Source organism: Streptomyces sp. NBC_00691 (genome assembly GCF_036226665.1).
GTDB lineage: Bacteria > Actinomycetota > Actinomycetes > Streptomycetales > Streptomycetaceae > Streptomyces.
Map to the genome: position 1 here is coordinate 6,059,416 of NZ_CP109007.1, position 25,238 is coordinate 6,084,653.

Genomic DNA, 25,238 nt, shown 5'->3' on the forward strand with positions numbered 1-25,238 from the left:
AGAAGATGTCTCACCAGCACTCCGTCCAGGCTCCCGCCGTCGACATCGACGCGTACAACAGCACCGCCGTGCGGCTCCCCGAGGGCGCGCTGCACGAGTTGTTCGCCGCCCAGGCCGCGCGGACGCCGGACGCCGTGGCGCTGGTGTGCGGGGAACGCGAACTCTCCTACCGCGAGCTGGACGTGGCCGCCACGGCCCTGGCGCACCGGCTGCGGGACCGGGGCGTACGGCCCGGCGACGGCGTCGGCCTCTTCCAGGACCGCTCCCTCGCCTACGTCGTCGCGATGCTCGCGGTCCTCAAGGCGGGGGGTGCCTATGTGCCGCTCGACCCGCGTCAGCCGGAGGAGCGGAGGGCGTTCATCCTCGCCGACACCGGGGCCGTCCTCCTCGTCACCGACCGCGAGGAGCCGGAGGTGGCCTTCGCGGGCGGCCTGCCGGTGCTGCGGCTGACGGAGGACGTGACGGTTCCGGAGCGGCACGAGCCGGCCGCCCTCGATGTGGCCGTGCATCCGGACCAGTTGGCGTATGTGATGTACACGTCGGGTTCGAGTGGTGTGCCGAAGGGTGTGGCGAACACGCACCGGAACGTCGTGGAGCTGGCGCTGGATCCGTGGTGGGGTGTGGGTTCGGGGGATCGGCACCGTCGGGTGCTGGCGTATTCGCCGCTGGCTTTCGACTCGTCGACGTATGAGTTGTGGGTGCCGCTTCTGAGTGGTGGGACCGCGGTGGTGCTGCGGGCGCCGAAGGTGGACATCGGTGAGCTGGCGCGGGCGATCGTGGAGCAGCGGATCTCGGCGGTGTACTTCACGACGGCGCTGTTCGACGCGATGGCGTCGGAGGCGGTCGAGTCGCTCGCCGGGCTCGCGGAGATCTGGACGGGGGGCGACGTGCTCTCCGCTCCGGCTCTGCGCCGGGTGCTCGACTCGTGCCCGGACACGTCGGTGGTGCATGCCTATGGTCCGACGGAGTCCACGGTGTTCTGCAGCTATCAGGCGTTCGGTCCTGGTGAGCGGGTGGTGGAGCGTCTGCACCTCGGGGTGCCGATGGCCAACACGTGGATGTACGTGCTCGACGAGGAACTGCGGCACGTCCTCCCCGGGACCGTGGGCGAGCTGTACGTCGCCGGCAGCCATCTGGCCCGGGGGTATGTGGGCCGCCCGGCGCTGAGTGCGGAGCGGTTCGTGGCGGATCCGTTCGGTCCGGCCGGTGAGCGGATGTACCGGACGGGTGATCTGGCCCGGTGGAACGAGTTCGGTGAGGTGGTGTTCGAGGGTCGTGCGGACCAGCAGGTGAAGCTGCGTGGCTTCCGGATCGAGCTGGGTGAGATCGAGACGGTGCTCCTCGCCCATGACTCGGTGGCGCAGGCCGCGGTGATCGTCCGCGAGGACCGGCCCGGCGACAAGCGCCTCGTCGCCTACGTCGTCCCCGCCGTCGACGCCCGCGTCGACACCGACGCCCTCCACGGGCACAGCACCGAACGCCTCGCCGAGTACATGGTCCCCTCCGCCTTCGTCGAACTCGCCGAACTCCCCCTGACCGCCAACGGCAAGCTCGACCGCCGCGCCCTGCCGCAGCCCGTGCTGACCGGCGAGGGCGACGGCCGCGCCCCGCGCAACCCCGTCGAGGAAGTGCTCTGCGGACTCTTCGCCGACGCGCTCGGCGAGCCCGCCGTCTCCATCGACGACGACTTCTTCCGGCTCGGCGGCCACTCGCTCCTCGCCACCCGGCTGGTCGGCCGCGTCCGCACCGCCCTCGCCACCGAACTCTCCCTCCGCGACTTCTTCCTGTACCCGACCGTCGCCGGGCTCGCCCGGCTGATCACCGCCGGCGCCGGGCAGGCCACCCGCCCCGCGCTCACCGCCGCCGGCCGGTCCGACGACGACCTCCCGCTCTCCGCCGCCCAGCGCCGCCTCTGGTTCCTCGACCAGATGGAAGGCCCCTCGGCCACGTACAACATCCCCCTCGCCGTCCGCCTCAGCGGCACCGTCGACCCGGAGGTGCTGCGACAGGCCCTCGGGGACGTGATCGCCCGCCACGAGGTCCTCCGGACCAGCTACCCGGTGCACGAGGGCGAACCGCGCCAGCACATCGCCGCCCCCGAGCAGGTCACCGTGCCGCTCACCGTCGCCACCGTCACCGACGACGAGCTGCCCGCACGGCTCGCGGAGGAGACCGCGCACCTCTTCGACCTCGCCGCCGAACTCCCCCTGCACACGGTGCTCCTGGAGCAGTCGCCGACCCGCAGCGTGCTCGTCCTGGTCGTCCACCACATCGCCTCCGACGGCTGGTCCCACACCCCCCTCATGCGGGACATCGGCGCCGCCTACACCGCCCGCAGCCAGGGCACGGCACCCGAGTGGGAGCCGCTGCCCGCCCAGTACGCCGACTACTCCCTCTGGCAGCGGGACCTGCTCGCCGACCAGGAGGAGAGCCAGCTCGCCCACTGGCGGGAGGCGCTCGCCCAGCTGCCCACCGAGGTCACGCTGCCCACCAGCCGGCCCCGTCCGGTCGTGGCCTCCTACCGCGGCGCCACCCACACCGTGCACTGCCCGGCGGAGACCCACCAGGCCCTCAGCACCCTGGCCAGGGAGCACGGCGTCACCCTGTTCATGGTGGCGCAGGCGGCCACCGTGGCCCTGCTGTCCCGCTCCGGGGCGGGCACCGACATCCCCCTCGGCTCACTCGTCGCGGGGCGGACCGACGAGGCGCTGGAGGACCTGGTCGGGTTCTTCGTCAACACCCTCGTGCTCCGCACCGACGCCTCCGGCGACCCGACCTTCCGCGAACTCCTCGACCGGGTCCGGGAGACCGACCTCGGCGCCTGGGCCCACCAGGACCTGCCCTTCGACCGGCTCGTGGAGACCCTCAACCCCGAGCGCTCCGCCGCCCGCCACCCGCTCTTCCAGGTCATGCTCACCCTGGCCGAGGCCGCCGAGGCCACGCCCAGGCTGCCGGGCGTCCGCGCCGAGACCCGGCAACTGAGCGCGGGCATCGCCAAGTTCGACCTCACCGTCAACTTCTACGAGCACCGCGACCGCGTCGGCCACCCGAACGGCCTCGACATCGTCCTCGAGTACGCCACCGACCTGTACGACCCCGACACCGTCGAGGCGGCCGGCGAGCGGCTGGCCCGGGTCCTGGACGCCGTCGTCGCCGACCCGGACGTCAAGGTCGCCGACATCGAACTGCTCTCCTCGGCCCAGCGCCACGCGCTGCTCGCCGACTACAACGACACCGCCGTGGAGCTCCCCGAGGGCGCGCTGCACGAGCTGTTCGCCGCCCAGGCCGCGCGGACGCCGGACGCCGTGGCACTGGTGTGCGGGGAACACGAGACGACCTACCGCGACCTCGACCGTGCCTCCGGCGCCTTCGCCGCCCGGCTCGCGGCGCGGGGAGTCCGGCCGGGTACCGCCGTGGGCCTCTACCTCGACCGGTCGGCGGAGTTCGTGGTCGCCGCCCTCGCCGTGCTCAAGTCGGGTGGCGTCTTCGTGCCGCTCGACCCGCGTCAGCCGGAGGAGCGGCTCGCGTTCATCCTCGCGGACACGGGCGCGCCTCTTCTCGTCACCGACCGCTCCGCCGAGGACGTGGGGTTCGCCCGGGACCTGGACACGCTGCCGGCTCCCGACCTGCGGGCCCTCCTCGCGGAGACGGGTACCCCGTATCCCGAACCGGCCGTGCATCCGGACCAGTTGGCGTATGTGATGTACACGTCGGGTTCGAGTGGTGTGCCGAAGGGTGTGGCGAACACCCATCGGAACGTCGTGGAGCTGGCGCTGGATCCGTGGTGGGGTGTGGGTTCGGGGGATCGGCACCGTCGGGTGCTGGCGTATTCGCCGCTGGCTTTCGACTCGTCGACGTATGAGTTGTGGGTGCCGCTTCTGAGTGGTGGGACCGCGGTGGTGCTGCGGGCGCCGAAGGTGGACATCGGTGAGCTGGCGCGGGCGATCGTGGAGCAGCGGATCTCGGCGGTGTACTTCACGACGGCGCTGTTCGACGCGATGGCGTCGGAGGCGGTCGAGTCGCTGTCCGGTCTGAGTGAGATCTGGACCGGGGGCGACGTCCTGTCCGCTCCGGCTCTGCGCCGGGTGCTCGACTCCTGCCCGGACACGTCGGTGGTGCATGCCTATGGTCCGACGGAGTCCACGGTGTTCTGCAGCTATCAGCCGTTCGGTCCTGGTGAGCGGGTGGTGGAGCGGCTGCATCTGGGCGTGCCGATGGCGAACACCCGGATGTATGTGCTGGACGAGGGGCTGCGGCCGGTTGTTCCCGGGGTGGTCGGTGAGCTGTATGTCGCCGGGAGTCACTTGGCCCGGGGGTATGTGGGCCGCCCGGCGCTGAGTGCGGAGCGGTTCGTGGCGGATCCGTTCGGTCCGGCCGGTGAGCGGATGTACCGGACTGGGGACCTGGCCCGGTGGAACGAGTTCGGTGAGGTGGTGTTCGAGGGGCGTGCGGACCAGCAGGTGAAGCTGCGTGGCTTCCGGATCGAGCTGGGTGAGATCGAGACGGTGCTCCTCGCCCACGATTCGGTGGCGCAGGCCGCGGTGATCGTCCGCGAGGACCGGCCCGGCGACAAGCGCCTCGTCGCCTACGTCGTCCCCGCGCCGGGAACCCGGATCGACACCGACGCCCTGCGGCGTCACGCCGCCCACCGGCTCGCCGAGTACATGGTCCCCTCCGCCTTCGTCGAGCTCGACGTCCTTCCCCTGACCGCCAACGGCAAGCTCGACCGCCGCGCCCTGCCCGCGCCCCGGCTCGGCACCGGACCCGGCGGCCGGCAGGGCCGTACCCCCGTCGAGGAGGTGCTGTGCGGGCTCTTCGCCGACGCGCTCGGGCTGCCCGCCGTCTCCATCGACGACGACTTCTTCCGGCTCGGCGGGCACTCCCTGCTCGGTACGCGGCTGGTCAGCCGCATCCGGCACACCCTGGGGGCACAGGTGTCCGTCCGCGACCTCTTCCGCTGCCCCTCCGTCGCCGGCTTCGCCGAGTTCCTCGCCGACCCCGGCGCCGACGGGGGACGCCGGCCGGTCCTCGTGGCGGGCGAGCGGCCCGAGCGGGTGCCGCTGTCCGCCGCGCAGCGCAGGCTCTGGTTCCTGGCCCAGATGGAGGGTGCCTCGGCCACGTACAACATCCCCCTCGCCGTCCGGCTCACCGGCGTCCTCGACGCCGACGCGCTGCGGCTCGCCCTGGGCGATGTCGTCGGGCGGCACGAGGCGCTGCGCACCGTCTTCCCCGCCGAGCAGGGCACGCCCCACCAGGTGGTCGTGCCGGCCGCCGGGGCGCGGCTCGACCTGCCGGTCATCCCGGCGACGCGCGACGCCCTGCCCGCGGTCCTGCGCGACCTGTCCGCCACGACCTTCGACCTGTCCCGCGAACTGCCCGTCCGCGCCGACCTGGTACGGATCGCGGACGACGAGCACGTGCTGCTCCTCGTGACCCACCACATCGCCTCCGACGGCTGGTCCAACACGCCCCTCATGCGGGACCTCGGCGCCGCCTACACCGCCCGCGTCGAGGGCGCGGCGCCCGAGTGGGAGCCGCTGCCCGTCCAGTACGCCGACTACGCCCTCTGGCAGCAGGCCCTCCTCGCCGCCGACGAGGAGCGACAGCTCGACCACTGGCGCACGGCTCTCGACCGGCTCCCGGAGGAGGTGACGCTGCCCGCCGACCACGCCCGGCCGGCCACCGCCTCGTACCGGGGCGCCTCCCTCACCGTCCAGTGCCCCGCGGACCTGCACACCGCGCTCACCCGGCTGGCCCGTGAGAACGGCACCACGCTCTTCATGGTCGCGCAGGCGGCCACGGCGGTCCTCCTGTCGCGCTCCGGCGCCGGCCCGGACATCCCGCTCGGCTCACCGGTCGCCGGACGGACCGACGAAGCCCTCGAAGACCTCGTCGGCTTCTTCGTGAACACGCTGGTGCTGCGCACCGACGTGAGCGGCAATCCGACCTTCCGGGAGCTCCTGGAGCGGGTCCGGGCCACTGACCTGGCCGCCTGGGCCCACCAGGACGTGCCCTTCGACCGGCTCGTGGAGACCCTCAACCCCGAGCGCTCCGCCGCCCGCCATCCGCTCTTCCAGGTCATGCTCTCGGTCACCGACGCGGCCGGACCCGTGCCGCACCTGCCGGGTCTGCGGGCCGAGTCGGAGTTCACCGCGCTCGACATCGCCAAGTTCGACCTCACGTTCACCTTCCACGAGCACCGGGCGGCCGACGGCGGTCCGGCCGGCCTCGGCATCACCGTCGAATACGCCACCGACCTCTACGAGGCGGCCAGCGTCTCGGCCGTCACCGCTCGCCTGGTCCGGCTCCTCGAAGCGGCGGCCGGCGCCCCCGACGTCCCGATCGGAGACCTCGATGTCCTGGCGGCCGACGAACGCGCCCAGCTCCTCGACACCTGGCACGGCACATCGCGGTCCCGTCCCGCCGCCTCGCTGCCGCAGCTGTTCGCCGCGCAGGTCGCCCGCACCCCGGACGCCGTCGCCGTCACGCTCGGCGGAGAGCGGCTGACGTACGCGGAACTGGACCGGCGCGCCAACCGGCTGGCCCACCGGCTGATCGCGGAGGGTGTGCGGCCGGGGTCGCGCGTGATCCTCTTCCTGGAACGCTCCCTGGAAGCCGTCGTGGCGATCCTCGCCGTGGTCAAGGCGGGCGCGGTGTACGTACCGCTGGACACCCGCTACCCGGCCGACCGCATCGAGCTGATCGTGCGGATGTCCGGCGGGAGCCTGTTCCTCACCGACCGGGTGCCCGGCGACCTCGAACTGCCGGCGGGCTCACGCACCATGACGATCACCCAGGACGGTTCGCCGGACCTTCCCGACACCGCCCCCGAGGTCGACGTCCACCCCGAGCAGCTCGCCTACGCGATGTTCACCTCGGGCTCGACCGGTGTGCCGAAGGGCGTCGCCGTCACCCACCGCAACATCACCGAGCTGGCCGCCGACACCCGGTTCACGGGCGACGCCCACCGCCGTGTCCTGCTGCACTCGCCGCTCGCCTTCGACGCGACGACGTACGAGCTGTGGGCGCCCCTGCTGTCCGGCGGCACCCTCGTGGTGGCCCCGCCCGGCCTGCTCGACACGGCGGCGCTGGCCTCGGTCCTCGCGGCGGAGTCCATCACCGGTCTGTGGCTGACGGTGGGCCTCTTCCGGCTGGTCGCGGAGGAGGACCCGGGCGCGTTCGCCGGGCTCGGGGAGGTGTGGACGGGCGGCGACGTGGTGCCCCCGGAGGCCGTACGACGGGTCATGGACGCCTGCCCGAACCTGACCGTGGTCAACGCCTACGGCCCCACCGAGACCACGACGTTCGCGACCTCGCACGAGATCCACCGGCCCTTCGACTACCAGGGCGCACTGCCCATCGGCCGCCCCATCGACAACACCCGGCTCTACGTCCTCGACGAGCACCTGGGCCTGCTGCCCGCCGGCGTCCAGGGCGAGCTGTACATCGCGGGGACGGGACTCGCCCAGGGCTACCTCGACCGGCCGGCGCTCACCGCGGAACGGTTCGTCGCCGATCCCTACGGACCGCCGGGCTCGCGGATGTACCGGACCGGTGACCTGGTGCGCTGGTCGCGGGAGGGCGAGATCGAGTACCTGGGGCGGGCGGACCAGCAGGTGAAGCTGCGCGGGTTCCGCATCGAGCCGGGCGAGATCGAGTCGGCGCTCGTCGCCCACGACTCGGTGGCCCAGGCCGCGGTGATCGTCCGCGAGGACCGCCCCGGCGACAAGCGGCTCGTCGCCTACCTCGTCGGACACGGCGGCGCCGCCCCCGACCCCGAGCTGCTCCGCACCCACGCCGACGGCCTCCTGCCCGACTACATGGTCCCGTCCGCCTTCGTCGTCCTGGACGCCCTGCCCCTGACCTCCAACGGCAAGCTGGACCGCCGGGCCCTGCCGGCACCCGCCGCCACACCCGTCAGCAGCGGCCGGCAGCCGCGCAACCCGCGCGAGGAAGTCCTGTGCGGACTCTTCGCCGACGTCCTCGGCGTCCCCGCCGTCACCATCGACGACGACTTCTTCCGGCTCGGCGGGCACTCCCTGCTCGCCACCCGGCTGATCAGCCGGATCCGCACCGCCCTCGGGGCCGAACTCCCGGTCCCCACCCTCTTCGAGAACCCGAACGTGGCCGCCCTGGCCGAGCGACTCGACCGCGCCGAGACCGCGCGACCCAAGCTGCGGCCGATGCGCCGGATGGGAGCCTCCCAGTGATTCCCCTGTCATACGCCCAGCAGCGCCTGTGGTTCCTCGCCCAGCTCGAGGGTCCGTCGGCCACCTACAACATCCCGCTGGCCCTCCGCCTCACCGGCACCCTCGACACCGAGGCGCTGACCCTGGCCCTCGGCGACGTGCTCGCCCGCCACGAGAGCCTGCGCACCGTCTACCCGGAGCGCGACGGCACGCCGTACCAGGAGATACGCGAGGCCGCCGACGTACGGCTCGACCTGCCCGTCCTCGCGGCGACGGAGGAGACCCTCGCGGCCGTCCTCGCCGCCGAGTCGGCCCATGTCTTCGACCTGGCCGTCGACCTGCCGGTCGAGGCGCGACTGATCCGCCTGGACCGGACGGCGGCGCCGGCCGGGGCCGACGCCCCCGCACCCGCCGACGACGAGCACGTCCTGCTCGTCGTCATGCACCACATCGCCTCCGACGGCTGGTCCATCGCCCCGCTGCTCCGCGACCTCTCCCACGCCTACCGGGCCCGCCTCGCCGGCCGCGCCCCCGAGCAGGACCCGCTGGAGATCCAGTACGCCGACTACACCCTCTGGCAGCACGAACTGCTCGGCGAGGCCGAAGCCGAGGACAGCGTCATGGCCCGGCAGATCGCCTACTGGCGCGAGCGGCTGGCCGGACTCCCCGCCGAGGCCACCCTCCCCGCGGACCGGCCGCGTCCCGCCGTCGCCTCGTACCGTGGCGACACCCGCACCCTGCACTGCCCGCCCGCGACCCACGCGGCCCTCGTCGAGCTGGCCCGGGGGAGCGGCGCCACCCTCTTCATGGCGGCCCAGGCGGCGCTCGCCACCGTGCTGGCCGCCTCCGGCGCCGGGACCGACGTCCCCGTCGGCTCCCCGGTCGCGGGCCGCACCGACGAGGCGCTCGACGACCTCGTGGGCTTCTTCGTGAACACGCTGGTGCTGCGCACCGACGTGAGCGGCGACCCGACCTTCCGGGAGCTCCTGGAGCGGGTCCGGGCCACCGACCTGGCCGCCTGGGCGCACCAGGACCTGCCCTTCGACCGGCTCGTCGAGGCCCTCAACCCCGAGCGCACCGGCGACCGGCACCCCCTCTTCCAGGTCATGCTGACCCTGGTGCAGGCGGGAGCGGCCGAAGCGGGGACCTCGTCCGACGGCGCGGACTTCCCCGGCCTCACGACACGCGCCGAGTACTCGCCCACCAGCACCGCCAAGTTCGACCTCACCGTCGGATTCGACGAGCACCTCACCGACGACGGCCGCCCCGGCGGTCTCGACATCACCGCCGAGTACGCCACCGACCTGTACGACCCCGAGACCGTGGAGGCCCTGCTCGCCCGGCTCGGCCGGCTGCTCGCCGAGGCCGTCGCCCACCCCGACACGCCCCTGTCCGGGCTCGACCTGCTCGACCCGGCCGAGCGCACCCTGCTCCTGGACACCTGGACGGGCCGCGCCACCCCCGTGCCGGACGCCTCCCTCGCGGCCCTCTTCGCCGAGCAGGCGGTACGCACCCCGGACGCGGTGGCCCTCACCCAAGCCGGCCGCGGCTACACCTACGCCGAGGCCGACGCCCTCACCAACCGGTTCGCGCACCGCCTCGGCTCGCTCGGCGTGGGACCCGAGACCGTCGTCGCCGTCCTGATGGAACGCTCGGTCGACCTGGTCCTGACCCTGCTCGGCATCACCAAAGCCGGCGGTGTGTACGCCCCGCTGAACGCCGTCGACCCGGCCTCCCGGCTCACCCGCATCCTCGCCGACACCGCCGCGCCCGTCCTGCTCGTCGACCCGGCGCTCGCCGACCACGAGATCCTCACCGCGGCGACCGGCGTACGGACCGTCCTGGTCGACGGGCTCGACCGGGACCCGGAGCTCGACGCCCACCCGGAGACCGCCCCCGAGGTGGTCACGCACCCCGACCAGTGGCTGTACGTGATGTTCACCTCGGGCTCGACGGGGGTGCCGAAGGGCGTCGCCATCACCCACCGCGACGTCGCCGAACTCGCCCTCGACCACCGCTGGACCCGGCCCGCCCACGCGCGCGTGCTCTTCCACTCCCCGCACACCTTCGACGCCACGACCTACGAACTGTGGGCCCCCTTGCTGAGGGGCGGCACCGTCGCGGTCGCCCCGCCCGGCGTCCTCGACACGGCGGCGATGGCCGCGGTCCTCGCCGAGGAGTCGATCACCGGTCTGTGGCTCACGGCCGGTCTGTTCCGGCTGGTGGCCGAGGAGGACCCGGGCGCGTTCGCCGGGCTCGGCGAGGTGTGGACCGGCGGGGACGTGGTGCCGCCCGAGGCGGTGCGCCGGGTCATGGACGCCTGCCCGGACCTGACCGTGGTCAACGGCTACGGCCCCACGGAGACCACGACGTTCGCGACCTCGCACGAGATCCGCCGGCCCTTCGACTACGACGGCGCTCTGCCCATCGGCCGCCCCCTGGACAACACCCGGCTCTACGTCCTCGACGACCACCTCGGCCTGGTCGCTCCCGGAGTCCCCGGCGAGCTGTACATCGCGGGCGCCGGACTGGCCCGCGGCTATCTGGGCCGCCCGGCCCAGACCGCCGAGCGGTTCGTCGCCGACCCGTACGGCTCCGTCGCCGGCTCGCGGATGTACCGGACCGGTGACCTGGTGCGCTGGTCGCGGGAGGGCGAGATCGAGTACCTGGGGCGGGCGGACCAGCAGGTGAAGCTGCGCGGGTTCCGCATCGAGCCGGGCGAGATCGAGTCGGCGCTCGTCGCCCACGACTCGGTGGCCCAGGCCGCGGTGATCGTCCGCGAGGACCGCCCCGGCGACAAGCGGCTCGTCGCTTACCTCGTCGGCAACGCCGGTGACTCCGGAACCGCGAACACCGACGTCGACACCGCCGCCCTGCGCCGGCACGCCGTCGACGCCCTGCCCGAGTACATGGTGCCGTCCGCGTTCGTCGTCCTGGACGCCCTTCCCCTGACCGGCAACGGCAAGCTCGACCGCCGCGCCCTGCCGCAGCCCGTGATGGCCGGCGAGAGCGACGGCCGCGCCGCGCGGGGCCCCGTCGAGGAAGTGCTCTGCGGCCTCTTCGCCGACGTCCTCGGCCGGTCCTCCGTCACCGTCGACGACCACTTCCTGCGGCTCGGCGGGCACTCCCTGCTTGCCACCCGGCTGGTCAGCCGCATCCGCGCCGCCCTCGGCGCGCGGATCACCGTGCGCGACATCTTCCAGCACCCCACCGTGGCCCAGCTCGCCGAGCTGGTCGCGGCGGGCAGCGGAGAGCCGGCCCGTCCCGCACTGACGGTCCAGGACCGGCCCGAGCGGGTGCCGCTGTCGTCGGCGCAGCAGCGCCTGTGGTTCCTCGACCAGCTGGAAGGCCCCTCGGCCACCTACAACATCCCGCTGGCCGTACGGCTCACCGGCCGTCTCGACCCGGACGCCCTGCGCCTCGCGCTCACCGACGTCGTCGTCCGCCACGAATCGCTGCGGACCGTCTTCCGGACCGCCGACGGCGAGGCCCACCAGCACGTCCTCGCCGCCGACGGGATCGACGTACCCCTGACGAGGACGCGGGCCACCGAGGAGGACCTCGCCGGACTGCTCGCCGAGGAGAGCGCGCAGGTCTTCGACCTCACCACCGAACTGCCGATCCGTGCGGCCCTGTTCGAGCTGGCGGCCGACGAGCACGTCCTCATGGTCGTCACCCACCACATCGCCTCCGACGGCTGGTCGAACGCCCCCTTCTTCGCCGACCTCGGCCGCGCCTACGAGGCCCGCGGCGCGGGCGCCGCCCCCGAGTGGGCGCCGCTCCCCGTCCAGTACGCCGACTACACGCTGTGGCAGCGCGACCTCCTGGGCGCCGAACAGCTTCCCCAACTCGACCACTGGCGGGAGGCGCTGGCCGGCCTCCCCGAGGAGGCCACGCTGCCGGCGGACCGGCCCCGGCCGGCCGTGGCCTCCTACCAGGGCGCCACCCTCACCGTGTCCTGCCCCGCCCCGGTCCACCGGGCGCTGACCGGGCTCGCACGGGAGACCGGCACCACCGCCTTCATGGTGGCCCAGGCCGCCGTGGCCACCGTGCTCTCACGGTGCGGTGCCGGCACAGATGTCCCGATCGGTTCGCCGGTCGCGGGGCGGACGGATCAGGCTCTCGACGATCTCGTGGGCTTCTTCGTCAATACGTTGGTCCTGCGTACGGATGTGGGTGGTGATCCCACCTTCCGTGAGGTGTTGGGCCGGGTGCGGGAAACGGATCTTTCCGCGTGGGCTCATCAGGACCTTCCGTTCGACCGGCTTGTCGAGGTGCTCAACCCGGAGCGTTCGGCTTCCCGGCATCCGTTGTTCCAGGTGATGCTCACCGTGGGTGACACGGCGGTGGGCGCACCTGGACTCGGTGATCTGCGGGCGGAGTTCGTGGCTCCGGAGCTGCGGATCGCGAAGTTCGACCTGACGTTCGCGTTCGGTGAGCGGCGTGCGGCCGACGGGAGTCCCGACGGGCTCGACATCACCGTCGAGTACGCCACCGACCTCTACGAGCGCGCCACGGCCGAGGCCGTCGCGCACCGCCTCACCCGCCTCCTCACGGACGCGGTGACCGACCCCGACCGGCCGGTCTCCCGGCTGGCGCTCCTCAGCGACGAGGAGGACGGGAGGCTGGCCGAGTGGTCGGGACCGGCCACCGACGCGCCCCGACTGGGTCTCGACGGTCTGTTCGCCGGGCAGGCGGCGCGGTCGCCGGAGGCGACGGCGCTGGTCTTCGAGGACCAGGTGGTGTCGTACGGGGAGCTGGACGTGTGGTCGAACCGTCTGGCGCGTCATCTGACGGGCCGGGGTGTGCGTCCGGGGGATCTGGTGGCGGTGCATGTGGAGCGTTCGCCGCAGATGGTGGCCGCACTCCTCGCCGTCCTGAAGGCGGGGGCCGGGTACACGATGCTGGACCCGCTGTTCCCCGTGGAGCGGCTGAACGGCGTCCTTGAGCAGGTGGCGCCGGCCGCGCTGATCACCCAGACGCATCTTCCACGACTCGCCACGGAGGCCGTGGTCGTCGACCTGACGGCCGAGACCGCCGAGGTGAGCGGGCTCTCCGGGGCCGCCGTGGAGACCGGCGGGTCGCCCGAATCCGTCGCGTGTGTGATGTTCACGTCGGGCTCGACGGGTCTGCCGAAGGGCGTGATGGCCTCCCACCGGGCGCTGGCCGCGACCTTCGTCGGGCCGGACTACCTGGCCTTCGGCCCGGAGCAGACCTTCCTGCAGTGCTCGCCCGTCTCGTGGGACGCCTTCGCCCTGGAGGTCTTCGGCCCGCTGCTGCACGGCGGAGTCTGTGTCCTCCAGCCCGGCCAGCACACGGACCCGTACCTCATCGCGGAGCTGGTGGAACAGCACCAGGTGACCACGCTCCAGATGTCCGCGAGCCTCTTCAACCACATGCTCGACGAGTACCCGGCGGTGTTCAGGGGGATCCGCGAGGCCATGACAGCGGGCGAGGCGGCCTCACCCGCGCACGTCACCCGCGCCCTCACCGACCACCCGCAGCTGCATCTCCTCAACGGTTACGGTCCGGCGGAGAGCATGGGGTTCACGACGGTGTTCGTGATCGAGCCGGGGGTGGCCGCGGGTGCGGCGAGCATTCCGGTGGGTGGTCCGCTGGCGGGCAAGCACGCGTATGTACTGGATGTGAACCTGGAGCTGGTGGCTCCGGGGGTGCCGGGTGAGCTGTATGTCGCGGGGCATGGTCTCGCGCACGGCTACATCGGGCAGTCGGCGCTGACGGCGGACCGTTTCGTGGCGAACCCCTATGGTCCTGCCGGGGCGCGGATGTACCGGACGGGTGACCTGGCCCGCTGGAACAAGCAGGGTGCGCTGGAGTACCTGGGGCGTGGTGACGAGCAGATCAAGCTGCGTGGTTTCCGGATCGAACCGGGTGAGATCGAGGCGGCGCTGATGGCGCACGGCTCGGTGGTGCAGGCCGCGGCGGTCGTGCGGGAGGACCGGCCCGGCGACAAGCGCCTGGTCGCGTACGTGGTCGGGGAGGCGGTGCCGGAGGAGCTGCGCCGGCACGTCGCCGCCCGGCTGCCCGAGCACCTGGTGCCGTCCGCGTTCGTCGTCCTGGACGCCCTGCCCCGTACCGTCAACGGCAAGCTCGACCGCCGGGCGCTGCCCGCACCCGACGACACCACCGCCTCCGAAGGCGGACGAGCGCCCCGCAACCCCGCCGAGGAGATCCTCTGCGGACTCTTCGCCGACAACCTCGGCCTCGACTCCGTCAGCATCGACGACAACTTCTTCCACCGCGGCGGACACTCCCTCCGCGCCACCAAACTCACCTCCAGGATCCGTGAAGCCTTCGGCGTGCGGATCGGGGTGCGGGAGATCTTCCAGCACCCGACGGTGGCGCGGCTCGCCGAGCTGATCGCGGTGAGCGGCGGCGGCGAGGAAGAGCGCCCCGCGCTGATGGCAGGGGAGCGGCCCGAGCGGCTTCCGCTGTCCTCCGCTCAGCAACGTCTGTGGTTCCTCGACCAGTTGGAGGGGCCCTCTCCCACGTACAACATTCCGCTGGCCGTACGGCTCACCGGCCGCATCGACGTGGAGGCCCTGCGTCTCGCGCTCGTCGACGTCGTCGTACGCCACGAATCCCTTCGGACTTCCTTCCCCTCGGAGGGGGGCTCGCCGCACCAGGCGATCCGCCCTCTCGCGGCGACCGACCTCGCGCTCCCGGTGACCCCGGTGACGGAGGAGTCGCTGCCCCAGGTGCTGGCCGGACTGTCCGGCACCACGTTCGACCTCTCCACGGATCTGCCCATCCGCGCGGATCTGCTGGAGCTGTCCCCCGGGAAGCACGTGCTTCTGATGGTGATGCACCACATCGCCTCCGACGGATGGTCGAACGGCCCGCTCCTGCGGGACCTCTCCACGGCGTACACGGCCCGCTCCGCGGGCGCCGCCCCCGAGTGGGCGCCGCTCCCGGTCCAGTACGCCGACTACACCCTGTGGCAGCGGAGTCTCCTCGCCACCGATGAGGAGCGCCAAGTCGCCTTCTGGCGAAAGCAGTTGGCCGAACTGCCCGAGGAGGCGACCCTGCCCGCGGACCGGCCCCGGCCGGCCGTCGCCTCCTACCGCGGGGCCACCCACGAGGTGACCGCCCCCGCGCGGACGCACGCTGCCCTGACCGGGCTGGCGCGTGAGACCGGAACCACCCTGTTCATGGTCGCTCAGGCCGCTGTCGCCACCCTCCTGTCACGGTGCGGTGCCGGCACAGATGTCCCGATCGGTTCGCCGGTCGCGGGGCGGACGGATCAGGCTCTCGACGATCTCGTGGGCTTCTTCGTCAATACGTTGGTTCTGCGTACGGATGTGGGTGGTGATCCCACCTTCCGTGAGGTGTTGGGCCGGGTGCGGGAAACGGATCTTTCCGCGTGGGCTCATCAGGACCTTCCGTTCGACCGGCTTGTCGAGGTGCTCAACCCGGAGCGTTCGGCTTCCCGGCATCCGTTGTTCCAGGTGATGCTCACCGTGGGTGACACGGCGGTGGGCGCACCTGGACTCGGTGATCTGCGGGCGGAGTTCGTGGCTCCGGAGCTGCGGATCGCGAAGTTCGACCTGACGTTCGCGTTCGGTGAGCGGCGTGCGGCCGACGGGAGTCCCGACGGGCTCGACATCACCGTCGAGTACGCCACCGACCTCTACGGTCCCGGGACGATCGCGCGTCTGCTGGACCGCATGCTGCTCCTCCTGGAGTCCGCTGCGACGGAACCCGACGCCCGCGTCGGCGCGATGGCGCTCCTCCAGGAGGACGAGCGGGAACAGCTCACCGCGTGGGCCGGAGCCCCGACCGACAGTCCGGAACTCGGTCTCGACGGTCTGTTCGCCGGGCAGGCGGCGCGGTCGCCGGAGGCGACGGCGCTGGTCTTCGAGGACCAGGTGGTGTCGTACGGGGAGCTGGACGTGTGGTCGAACCGTCTGGCGCGTCATCTGACGGGCCGGGGTGTGCGTCCGGGGGATCTGGTGGCGGTGCATGTGGAGCGTTCGCCGCAGATGGTGGCCGCACTCCTCGCCGTCCTGAAGGCGGGGGCCGGGTACACGATGCTGGACCCGCTGTTCCCCGTGGAGCGGCTGAACGGCGTCCTTGAGCAGGTGGCGCCGGCCGCGCTGATCACCCAGACGCACCTGTCGGCCCTGTCCACCAGCGCGGCGGTCGTCGACCTGACGGCCGACATCGCCGAGGTGAGCGGGCTGTCGGGCGCGGCGGTGGAGACGGGCGGCTCACCGGAGTCGGTGGCGTGTGTGATGTTCACGTCGGGCTCGACGGGTCTGCCGAAGGGTGTGATGGCCTCCCACCGGGCGCTGGCCGCGACCTTCGTGGGGCCGGACTACCTGGCCTTCGGCCCGGAGCAGACCTTCCTGCAGTGCTCGCCCGTCTCGTGGGACGCCTTCGCCCTGGAGGTCTTCGGCCCGCTGCTGCACGGCGGAGTCTGTGTCCTCCAGCCCGGCCAGCACACCGATCCCCATCTGATCGCGGAGCTGGTCGAGCGGCATCGGGTCACGTCGCTCCAGATGTCCGCGAGCCTCTTCAACCACATGCTCGACGAGCACCCCGAGACCTTCGCCCACGTCAAGGAGGCCATGACCGCAGGAGAAGCGGCGTCCCCGACCCACACGGCGAGGGCGCTGGCCGACCACCCGCGGCTGCGCCTGCTGAACGGTTACGGTCCGGCGGAGAGCATGGGGTTCACGACGGTGTTCGTGATCGAGCCGGGGGTGGCCGCGGGTGCGGCGAGCATTCCGGTGGGTGGTCCGCTGGCGGGCAAGCACGCGTATGTACTGGATGCGAACCTGGAGCTGGTGGCTCCGGGGGTGCCGGGTGAGCTGTATGTCGCGGGGCATGGTCTCGCGCACGGCTACATCGGGCAGTCGGCGCTGACGGCGGACCGTTTCGTGGCGAACCCCTATGGTCCTGCCGGGGCGCGGATGTACCGGACGGGTGACCTGGCCCGCTGGAACAAGCAGGGTGCGCTGGAGTACCTGGGGCGTGGTGACGAGCAGATCAAGCTGCGTGGTTTCCGGATCGAACCGGGTGAGATCGAGGCGGCGCTGATGGCGCACGGCTCGGTGGTGCAGGCCGCGGCGGTCGTGCGGGAGGACCGGCCCGGCGACAAGCGCCTCGTCGCGTACGTGGTCGGGGAAGCGGTGCCGGAGGAGCTGCGCCGGCACGTCGCCGCCCGGCTGCCCGAGCACCTGGTGCCGTCGGCGTTCGTCGTCCTGGACGCCCTGCCCCGTACCGTCAACGGCAAGCTCGACCGCCGGGCGCTGCCCGCACCCGACGACACCACCGCCTCCGACGGCGGACGAGCGCCCCGCAACCCCGCCGAGGAGATCCTCTGCGGACTCTTCGCCGACAACCTCGGCCTCGACTCCGTCAACATCGACGACAACTTCTTCCACCGCGGCGGACACTCCCTCCGCGCCACCCGCCTCATCAGCCGCATCCGCGCCGTCTGGGACACCCGCATCACCATCAGCGACCTGTTCCGGAGCCCCACCCCGGCCCTCCTCGCCGAGCAGATCGCGGCCGGCAGCGGCGACGACCCCCTCGGCACCGTGCTGCCCATCCGGGCCGTCACGGAGGCGAACTCCGCTGAGGCGCCCCTGTTCTGCGTCCACGCCGTCTCCGGGATGAGCTGGGGGTACGCCGGTCTGCTGCCCCACCTCGACCAGGACCGGCCGGTCGTCGCACTCCAGGCCCGCAGGCTCGGCGGCCCGCACCAGGCGCCGTCCTCCATCGAGGAGATGGCCGACGACTACCTGGCCGAGATCCGCAGGATCCAGCCGCACGGCCCGTACCACCTGCTCGGCTGGTCGTTCGGCGGTCTGGTCGCGCACGCCGTGGCGGCCAGGCTCGAAGCGGCGGGGGAGGACGTGGCCCTGCTGGCGCTGCTCGACTCCTATCCGCTGCCCGACGGGTTCCGCGCGCCGGAGATCGACGGCCGGCACGTGCTGACCGCCCTCCTCGGCTCCGCCGGTGAGACGGTGGAGGTGCGCTGCGCCGACACGACACCGGACATCGGCGAACTCGCCGACGCGCTGCGCCGGTCGGACCCGGTGCTCGGCGCCCTGGAGCACGCGCAGGCGGCGGCCGTCGTGGCGGCCACCCTCGACAACCTGCGGATGCGCTACCGGTACGTGCCCGACGTCCGGTTCGGCGGGGACGCGCTGTTCTTCGACGCCACCGGCACGCCCGCTCCCACCTCGGGCGCCGAGGCCTGGGCACCGTACGTGAGCGGGCGGGTCGAGGAGTTCGCCGTCGACTGCGAGCACGCCCGGATGACGGAGGCGGAGCCGCTGCGGGCGATCGGAGGTGTCCTGGCCCGGCGCCTGCGTCCTGCCCGTACCGCCCGCATCTGATCTCGGACGACCGCCCGCCCGGGGCCCGTACGGCAGCCACATCGCCGTACGGGCCCTGCCGCGTCCTGGGGCCTCCGCTCCCCGTCACGTCCGCCCCCACGCGCCGGCCCCACCGCGTCGGCCCCCCTCGCGTCCCCCGGCGGCGGGCCGTGCGCCTAACTGCCCGCATACTGCCGCCCGACCAGCCGGATCCGGGCCCCCGCGCTGCCTAGCGTGTGGGTGTCCGCACGATCGGCCAGGCCCTGTGAGTGGTGCGGTCCGGCCCCCAGAGGAAGTCAAGGACATGGTGGATCATTCCGGTTGGCGGGTCGGCGTCGCCTCGGCCCCGATACATCACGGCGAAATTCTCCAGGGCGTCTTTCCGCACCAGGGCCAGCTCACCCGGGGACTGGTCACCCTGCCGTGCACCGTCTACACCACCCGGGCCTCGTTCATCCCCGCGCGAGGCGAGGAACTGACCGTCCACCCGGCCTGGAAGACCAAGGCGCGGCGGGCGGCCCAGCTCACCGCCGAGGCCTGCGTCCCGCCCGGGGAGGGACCGGTGGGCGGGCATCTCGAACTCACCGGCGACGTACCGCTCTGCCGCGGCTTCGGCTCCTCCACGAGCGACGTCCTGGCCGCGGTCTGGGCCGTACAGGACGCCCTGGTGTCCCCGCTGCCCCCCGAGGAGATCGCCAGGATCGCGGTGCGGGCCGAGACGGCCTCCGACTCCCTCATGTTCAACGAGAGTTCGGTGCTGTTCGCGCAGCGCGAGGGCAAGGTCATCGAGGACTTCGGGTACCGCATGCCGGCCGTGCGGGTCCTCGGCTTCGGCTCGCGGCCCGAGAACGAGGGCAGGGGCGTCGACACGCTGGCCTTCCCGCCCGCCGAGTACGGCAGCGCCGAACTCGAACTCTTCGCCGAACTCCAGGTGATGCTGCGCGAGGCCATCCACACCAAGGACGTCGCCCTCGTCGGCGCCGTCGCCACCGCGAGCACCGACATCAACCAGCGGCACCTGCCCATCTCCCGCCTCGACGGCCTGCGTTCCATCGTGCGCGAGACCGGCGCCCTCGGCATCCAGGCCGCGCACAGCGGGGACATCGCCGGGCTCCTCTACGACCGCGACGATCCCGAGGTCGAGGCCCGCACCGCGCACGCCCAGCGACTCCTGCACAACATCGGCATCCACGAGCAGTGGATCTTCACGACGGGTGACTGACATGACTACGACCACGATCGCGGGCGTCGGCAGGCTGCACGACTCGGTGGTGGACGCCACCGAACTGCCCCGCATCATCCAGGTGACCGACAACCTCTACGCCGCGGCGTTCAGCCTGATGAAGCTGCTGCCGGCCCGTTTCATCATCGACCGGGCCGAGGCCGCCGGAGTGCTGCGGCCCGGCAGCCGGGTCATCGAGACCTCCTCCGGCACCTTCGCGCTCGGCCTGGCGATGGTGTGCCGGCTGCGCGGCTACGACCTGACCATCGTCGGCGACTCCGCCATCGACCGCGACCTGCGCAACCGGCTGGAGATGCTGGGTGCCACCGTCGAGATCGTCGAGTACGCCGGGCAGAGCGGCGGCATCCAGGGCGCCCGCCTCGCCCGCGTCGAGGAACTGCGCCGGCTCCACCCCGACAGCTTCGTGCCCGGCCAGTACGACAACCCCGACAACCCCGGCGCGTACGCCGTGGTCGCCGACCTCATCGGAGAGACCGTCGGCTCCGTGGACTGCCTGGTGGGACCGGTCGGTTCCGGCGGGTCCACCGGCGGCCTCGCCGCCGCCCTGCGCCCGGCCGACCCGGCGCTGCACCTCGTCGGGGTGGACACCCACGGCTCCATCATCTTCGGCTCGCCCGACGGCCCGCGCACCCTGCGCGGCCTCGGCAGCAGCATCCACCCGGGCAACGTGCGCCACAGCGCCTACGACGAGGTGCACTGGGTCACCGCCCCCGAGGCCTTCCACGCCACCCACGAACTCTTCCGCAACCACGGCCTGTTCATGGGCCCCACGAGCGGCGCCTCCTTCCAGGTCGCCTCCTGGTGGGCCGCACGCAACCCGGACAGCAAGGTCGTCATGGTGCTGCCCGACGAGGGCTACCGCTACCAGTCCACCGTCTACCACGCCGAGTGGCTGCGCGAGCAGGGCATCGAGCCGGCGCCGGCCCCCGGCGGCCCTGTCACCGTCGACCACCCGCTGGACGCCCCGTCCTCGTGGAGCCGGCTCGTGTGGGCGCGCCGCGGCTTCGACGACGTGATGACGCCGGAGGTCCACGACCTCGGCGACATGGTGACCCCGGAGGTCCACGACCTCGGCGACGTGACGACGCCGGAGGTCTTGTCGTGACCACCCCGCTGCTCCTCCTCGTCGAGTCCAACACCACAGGCACGGGACGCCAGTTCGCCGCGCGGGCCCGCGACCTCGGGGCCGATCCCGTCCTGCTGAGCGCGGATCCCGCCCGCTACCCGTACGCCGCCGAGGACGGGCTGCGCACCGTCGTGGTGGACACCGCGGACGAAGACGCCCTGTGGGCCGCCGTGACCGGCCTCGCCGCCGTCGCGCCGGTCGCCGGGGTGCTCTCCAGCTCCGAGTACTACGTCGCCACGGCCGCCGGACTCGCCGCCCGCCTCGGGCTTCCCGGCCCGTCCGCCGACGCCGTCCGCGCCTGCCGTGACAAGGCCGCGCAGCGCCGCACCCTCGCCGAGGCCGGGGTGCCCGTGCCCCGCTTCTCGGCGGTCGGCGACGCCGCCGAGGCGATCGCCGCCGCCCAGTGGCTCGGCGGCCCGGTCGTCGTCAAGCCGGTGCAGGGGTCGGGGAGCCTGGGCGTGCGCCTCTGCCGTGACCGGGACGAGGTGGCCGACCACGCGAAGGCCCTGCTGGCCGCCACCGTCAACGAACGCGGGCTGCGCACCCCGGGTGTGGTGCTCGTCGAGCAGTACCTGACGGGGCGCGAGTTCTCCGTGGAGGTCTTCGGCGAGGAGGCCGTCGTCACGGTCGCCAAACACGTGGGCGCGCCCCCGGTGTTCGTGGAGACGGGGCACGACGTGCCCGCCGTCCTGCCCGCCGCCCAGTCCGCCGCGCTCGTCGACACGGCCGTCCGCGCCGTCGGGGCCCTCGGTCTGGGCTGGGGCGCGGCCCATGTCGAGCTCCGGCTCGACGGTGATGTCGCCCGCGTCATCGAGGTCAATCCGCGGCTGGCCGGCGGCATGATCCCGGAGCTCGTGCGCCGGGCCCGCGGCGTCGACCTGGTCGGCGCCCAGGTGCGGGCCGCGCTGGGCGAGCGCGTCGACCTCGGTGGTACGCCGGACGCCGCGGGCGCGGCCTCGATCCGCTTCCTGACGGCCGCCACCGACAGCGTCCTCGCGGACGTCGCCGCCGCCGAGGCGGCGGCCCGCGCCGTGCCCGGTGTCGTCGACGCCGCCGTCTACCGCCCGGCCGGCACCACGGTGGTACCGGCCGAGGACTTCCGGGGACGGGTGGGCCATGTGATCGCGGCCGGTACGGCTCCGGAGGAGTCGGCCGAGTCGGCGGAGACCGCGCTCACCCTGGGACTCGCCACGGCGCTGGCGCCGGTGACGCCCATGACGGCGAGCGTGCCGGAGGCCGATGCGTCCGGCGTGCCCGCGAGCGACGCGCCCGCGAGGGAGGCGGTTCCGGTATGAGCGGCACCCAGGACGCGGGCGTCCGCACCGGACGGCTCCGCACCGGGCTCGACCCGCGCGCCCACCGCATCGTCTACGACCAGTACCGCACCGACGACGGCGACCCGGTGGGCGACGAACTCCGGCTGATCAGCGAGGTCGACCGGGCCCATCTGGTGATGCTCGCCGAACGCGGGATCGTCGACGCGCACCGCGCCGCCGCCCTCCTCGACACCGTCGACGCCCTGCGGGCCGAGGACTTCGCCCCCGTACGGTCCCGCCCCATGCCGCGCGGCCTGTACCTCGCGTACGAGGGCTGGCTCGTCGACCGGCTCGGCCAGGAGACCGGCGGGGTGCTGCACACCGGCCGCTCCCGCAACGACCTCAACGCCACCACCGTACGGCTCAAGGTGCGCGGCCCCTACGGGGAGCTCCTGGACGAAGTGGCCGAGCTGGCCCGGGTCCTGCTCGACAAGGGGGAGGAGTACCGGGACGTCACCATGCCCGCGTACACCCACGGCCAGCCCGCGGTGCCCATCAGCTACGGCCACTATCTGACCGGGGTCGCGGGCGGTGTCCTGCGCTCGCTCGCCGGACTGCTCGACGCCGGACGGGAGATCGACGTCAACCCGCTCGGCGCGGGAGCCGTCGGCGGCACCTCGGTGCCGGTCGACCCAGCCCGTACCGCGGACCTCCTCGGCTTCACCGCCGCCGTGCCCAACTCGGTCGACGCGGTCGCCTCCCGCGACTTCGTGCTGCGCATGCTCTCCGCCGCCGCCGTCCTCGGCGTCCTCATGGCCCGGGCGGCCCGCGACCTGACCTGGTGGACGACGGAGGAGTTCGGACTGCTGCGGATGGCCGACGACCTGGTCGGCTCCAGCTCGATGATGCCGCAGAAGCGCAACCCCTTCCTGCTCGAACACATCCAGGGCCGCTCGACCGCCGCCCTCGCCGGGTTCACCGGCGCCGCCGCGGCCATGTCGACCGCCGGCTACACCAACGCCATCGCCGTCGGCACCGAGGCCGCCCGCCATCTGTGGCCCGGACTCGCGGACACCACCCGGGCGGTGACCCTGCTCCGGCTCGTCGTCGACGGGGCGGAACCCGACCGCGAGCGGATGCGCGACCGCGCCCGCGAGGGGTTCACCTCGGCGACCTACCTCGCCGAACGCCTCGTCGTGGACGGCATTCCCTTCCGCACCGCCCACCACCTTGTCGGCGAGACCGTCCTCGGCGCCCTCGACAGCGGTACGCCGCTGTCCGAGGCGGCCCGCGTCCAGCCCGACGTGGCCGCGGCCGCCGCCGGATACCCGGCCGACTGGCTCGACCCGGAGACCGTGGCCGCGGCGTGCGCCCACGGCGGCGGCCCCGGCGGTGCGGGACCGGCCGAGGCCCTGGCCCGGGCGCGGACCGAACTCGACGCCCTCACCGCCGAGTCGGCCGCCCGCCGCGCACGCTGGGCCGACGCCGCCGCACGCCTGTCGGCCGAGGCCGCCAAGGTGGTCGCCGGCACGTCGGGCGACGCGCCGGGCGAGGTGCCCGACCCCGAGGCCGCCACCAGGGTGGTGGCCGCCCGATGACCGTGCGGCGCCGGGACGGGCTGCTGCGGCAGCGCGACTTCCGGCTCCTGTGGGCGGGAGAGACCACCAGCCGCTTCGGCAGCAACATCACCGGTGTCGCCATGCCGCTGGTGGCCGTGGTCACCCTCGACGCGAGCACCTTCTGGGTGAGCGCCCTGGCGGCCGCAGCCTGGCTGCCCTGGCTCCTCCTCGGACTGCCCGCGGGCGCCTGGGTGGACCGGCTGCCGCGCCGCCCGCTGATGGTGGCCTGCAACGTGGGATCCCTGGTGCTCCTGCTCAGCGTGCCGGCCGCCGCCTGGCTCGACGTGCTGACCATGACACAGCTGCTCGTGGTCTCCCTGCTCACCGGGGTCGCGAACGTCTTCTTCTCCATCGCCTACCGGGTGTACGTGCCGTTCGTCGTCCCCCGTGAGCATCTCACCGAGGCCAACGCCAAGCTCCAGGGCAGCGAATCGGCCGCGCAGCTCGCCGGGCTCGGCGGCGGCGGTGTCCTGGCCGGCGCGTTCGGGGCGGTCAACGGACTCCTCGCCGACGCCGCGACCTTCCTGGTCTCCACCCTGTGCCTGCTCGGGATCCGCGGGAAGGAACCGGCGCCGGAGCGACCCGAACGGCCCCAGGCCCTGCGCAAGGACGTCGCGGAGGGCCTGCGGCACACCGTGCGCGACCCGTACCTGCGGGTGCTCACCACGTACGGCACCGTCACCAACCTGCTGCTCACCGGCTACCAGGCCATCCTCACCGTGTTCCTCGTGCGGGAACTCCACGTCGGCGAGGCCACGATCGGCTGGCTGCTGGCCGGCAGCAGCGTAGGCGGACTGCTCGGCGCCGTCGTCGCCACACCCATGGCACGCCGCTTCGGCACCGCCCGCGGCATGCTGCTCTGCAAGTTCGCCACGGCCCCGTTCGGGCTTCTCATCCCGCTGGCCGAACCGGGCTGGCGGGTCGTGCTGTTGCCCGTCGGCGGGGCCGTCCTCGCCCTGGGCGTCGTGTCCGCCAACGTCATCCAGGGCGCGTTCCGCCAGCAGTACTGCCCGCCGCAGCTGCTCGGCCGGATCACGGCCAGTGTCTCCGTCGCCAACTTCGGCGCCATTCCCGTCGGTTCGCTCCTCGGCGGCGTACTCGGCGGGGTGCTCGGACTGCGGCCCGCGCTGTGGCTGCTCACCGCCGGTCTCGCGGTCAGCTCCGCACTGCTCCTCGCGGGCCCCCTGCGGGCCCTGAGGGACCTGCCCACCGAACCGCCCACCGAACCGCCCACAGAGCCCCCCGCCCCACCGCCCGCCCCGTCGCCGACCCGGCTCCCCGTCCCACCGTCCGCCGCGTCACCGACCCGACTCCCCGGCCGGCCGACCGCAGGGTCGGCGGGGCCGGGTGATGCACCCGAGCCGGCGGATCCACCCGATCCGGCCGACCGGCGCGCCCTCCGGTACGCCGTTCCCGAACAAGGCTGATCCGTCCCGACGGCCACCCGCGTCCGCGC

Annotated in this window: 7 protein-coding genes; all 7 read left to right on the top strand. The window is 73.1% G+C overall.

Going from position 1 to position 25,238, the window contains the following annotated elements:
* Nucleotides 1–5 precede the first annotated feature (5 nt).
* Complete coding sequence (locus tag OG392_RS27435) at nucleotides 6–8,210, top strand: non-ribosomal peptide synthetase (RefSeq protein ID WP_329283818.1); 8,205 nt, start codon at nucleotides 6–8, stop codon at nucleotides 8,208–8,210.
* Nucleotides 8,207–18,559, top strand: a complete 10,353-nt coding sequence (locus OG392_RS27440) for a non-ribosomal peptide synthetase (protein ID WP_329283819.1) — start codon at nucleotides 8,207–8,209, stop codon at nucleotides 18,557–18,559. Before OG392_RS27435 ends, OG392_RS27440 begins: the two co-directional genes overlap by 4 nt.
* Nucleotides 18,560–18,842: 283 nt before the next feature.
* Nucleotides 18,843–19,760 carry a GHMP family kinase ATP-binding protein gene (locus OG392_RS27445; RefSeq protein ID WP_329283820.1) on the top strand — a complete coding sequence of 306 codons (918 nt, stop codon included), beginning with the start codon at nucleotides 18,843–18,845 and terminating at the stop codon, nucleotides 19,758–19,760.
* Nucleotide 19,761: 1 nt separating this feature from the next.
* Nucleotides 19,762–20,886 (top strand): PLP-dependent cysteine synthase family protein, encoded by a 1,125-nt coding sequence (locus OG392_RS27450; protein ID WP_329283821.1) that lies wholly within the window; start codon nucleotides 19,762–19,764, stop codon nucleotides 20,884–20,886.
* Entirely contained in the window at nucleotides 20,883–22,202 is a 1,320-nt protein-coding gene (locus tag OG392_RS27455; RefSeq protein WP_329283822.1) for an ATP-grasp domain-containing protein, read from the top strand. Before OG392_RS27450 ends, OG392_RS27455 begins: the two co-directional genes overlap by 4 nt.
* Nucleotides 22,199–23,761 (top strand): argininosuccinate lyase, encoded by a 1,563-nt coding sequence (argH, locus tag OG392_RS27460; RefSeq protein ID WP_329283823.1) that lies wholly within the window; start codon nucleotides 22,199–22,201, stop codon nucleotides 23,759–23,761. Before OG392_RS27455 ends, argH begins: the two co-directional genes overlap by 4 nt.
* Nucleotides 23,758–25,209: an MFS transporter gene (locus tag OG392_RS27465; RefSeq protein ID WP_329283824.1), complete on the top strand. Its 1,452-nt coding sequence runs from the start codon at nucleotides 23,758–23,760 to the stop codon at nucleotides 25,207–25,209. The genes argH and OG392_RS27465 overlap by 4 nt, the downstream gene beginning before the upstream one ends.
* Nucleotides 25,210–25,238: the final 29 nt, after the last annotated feature.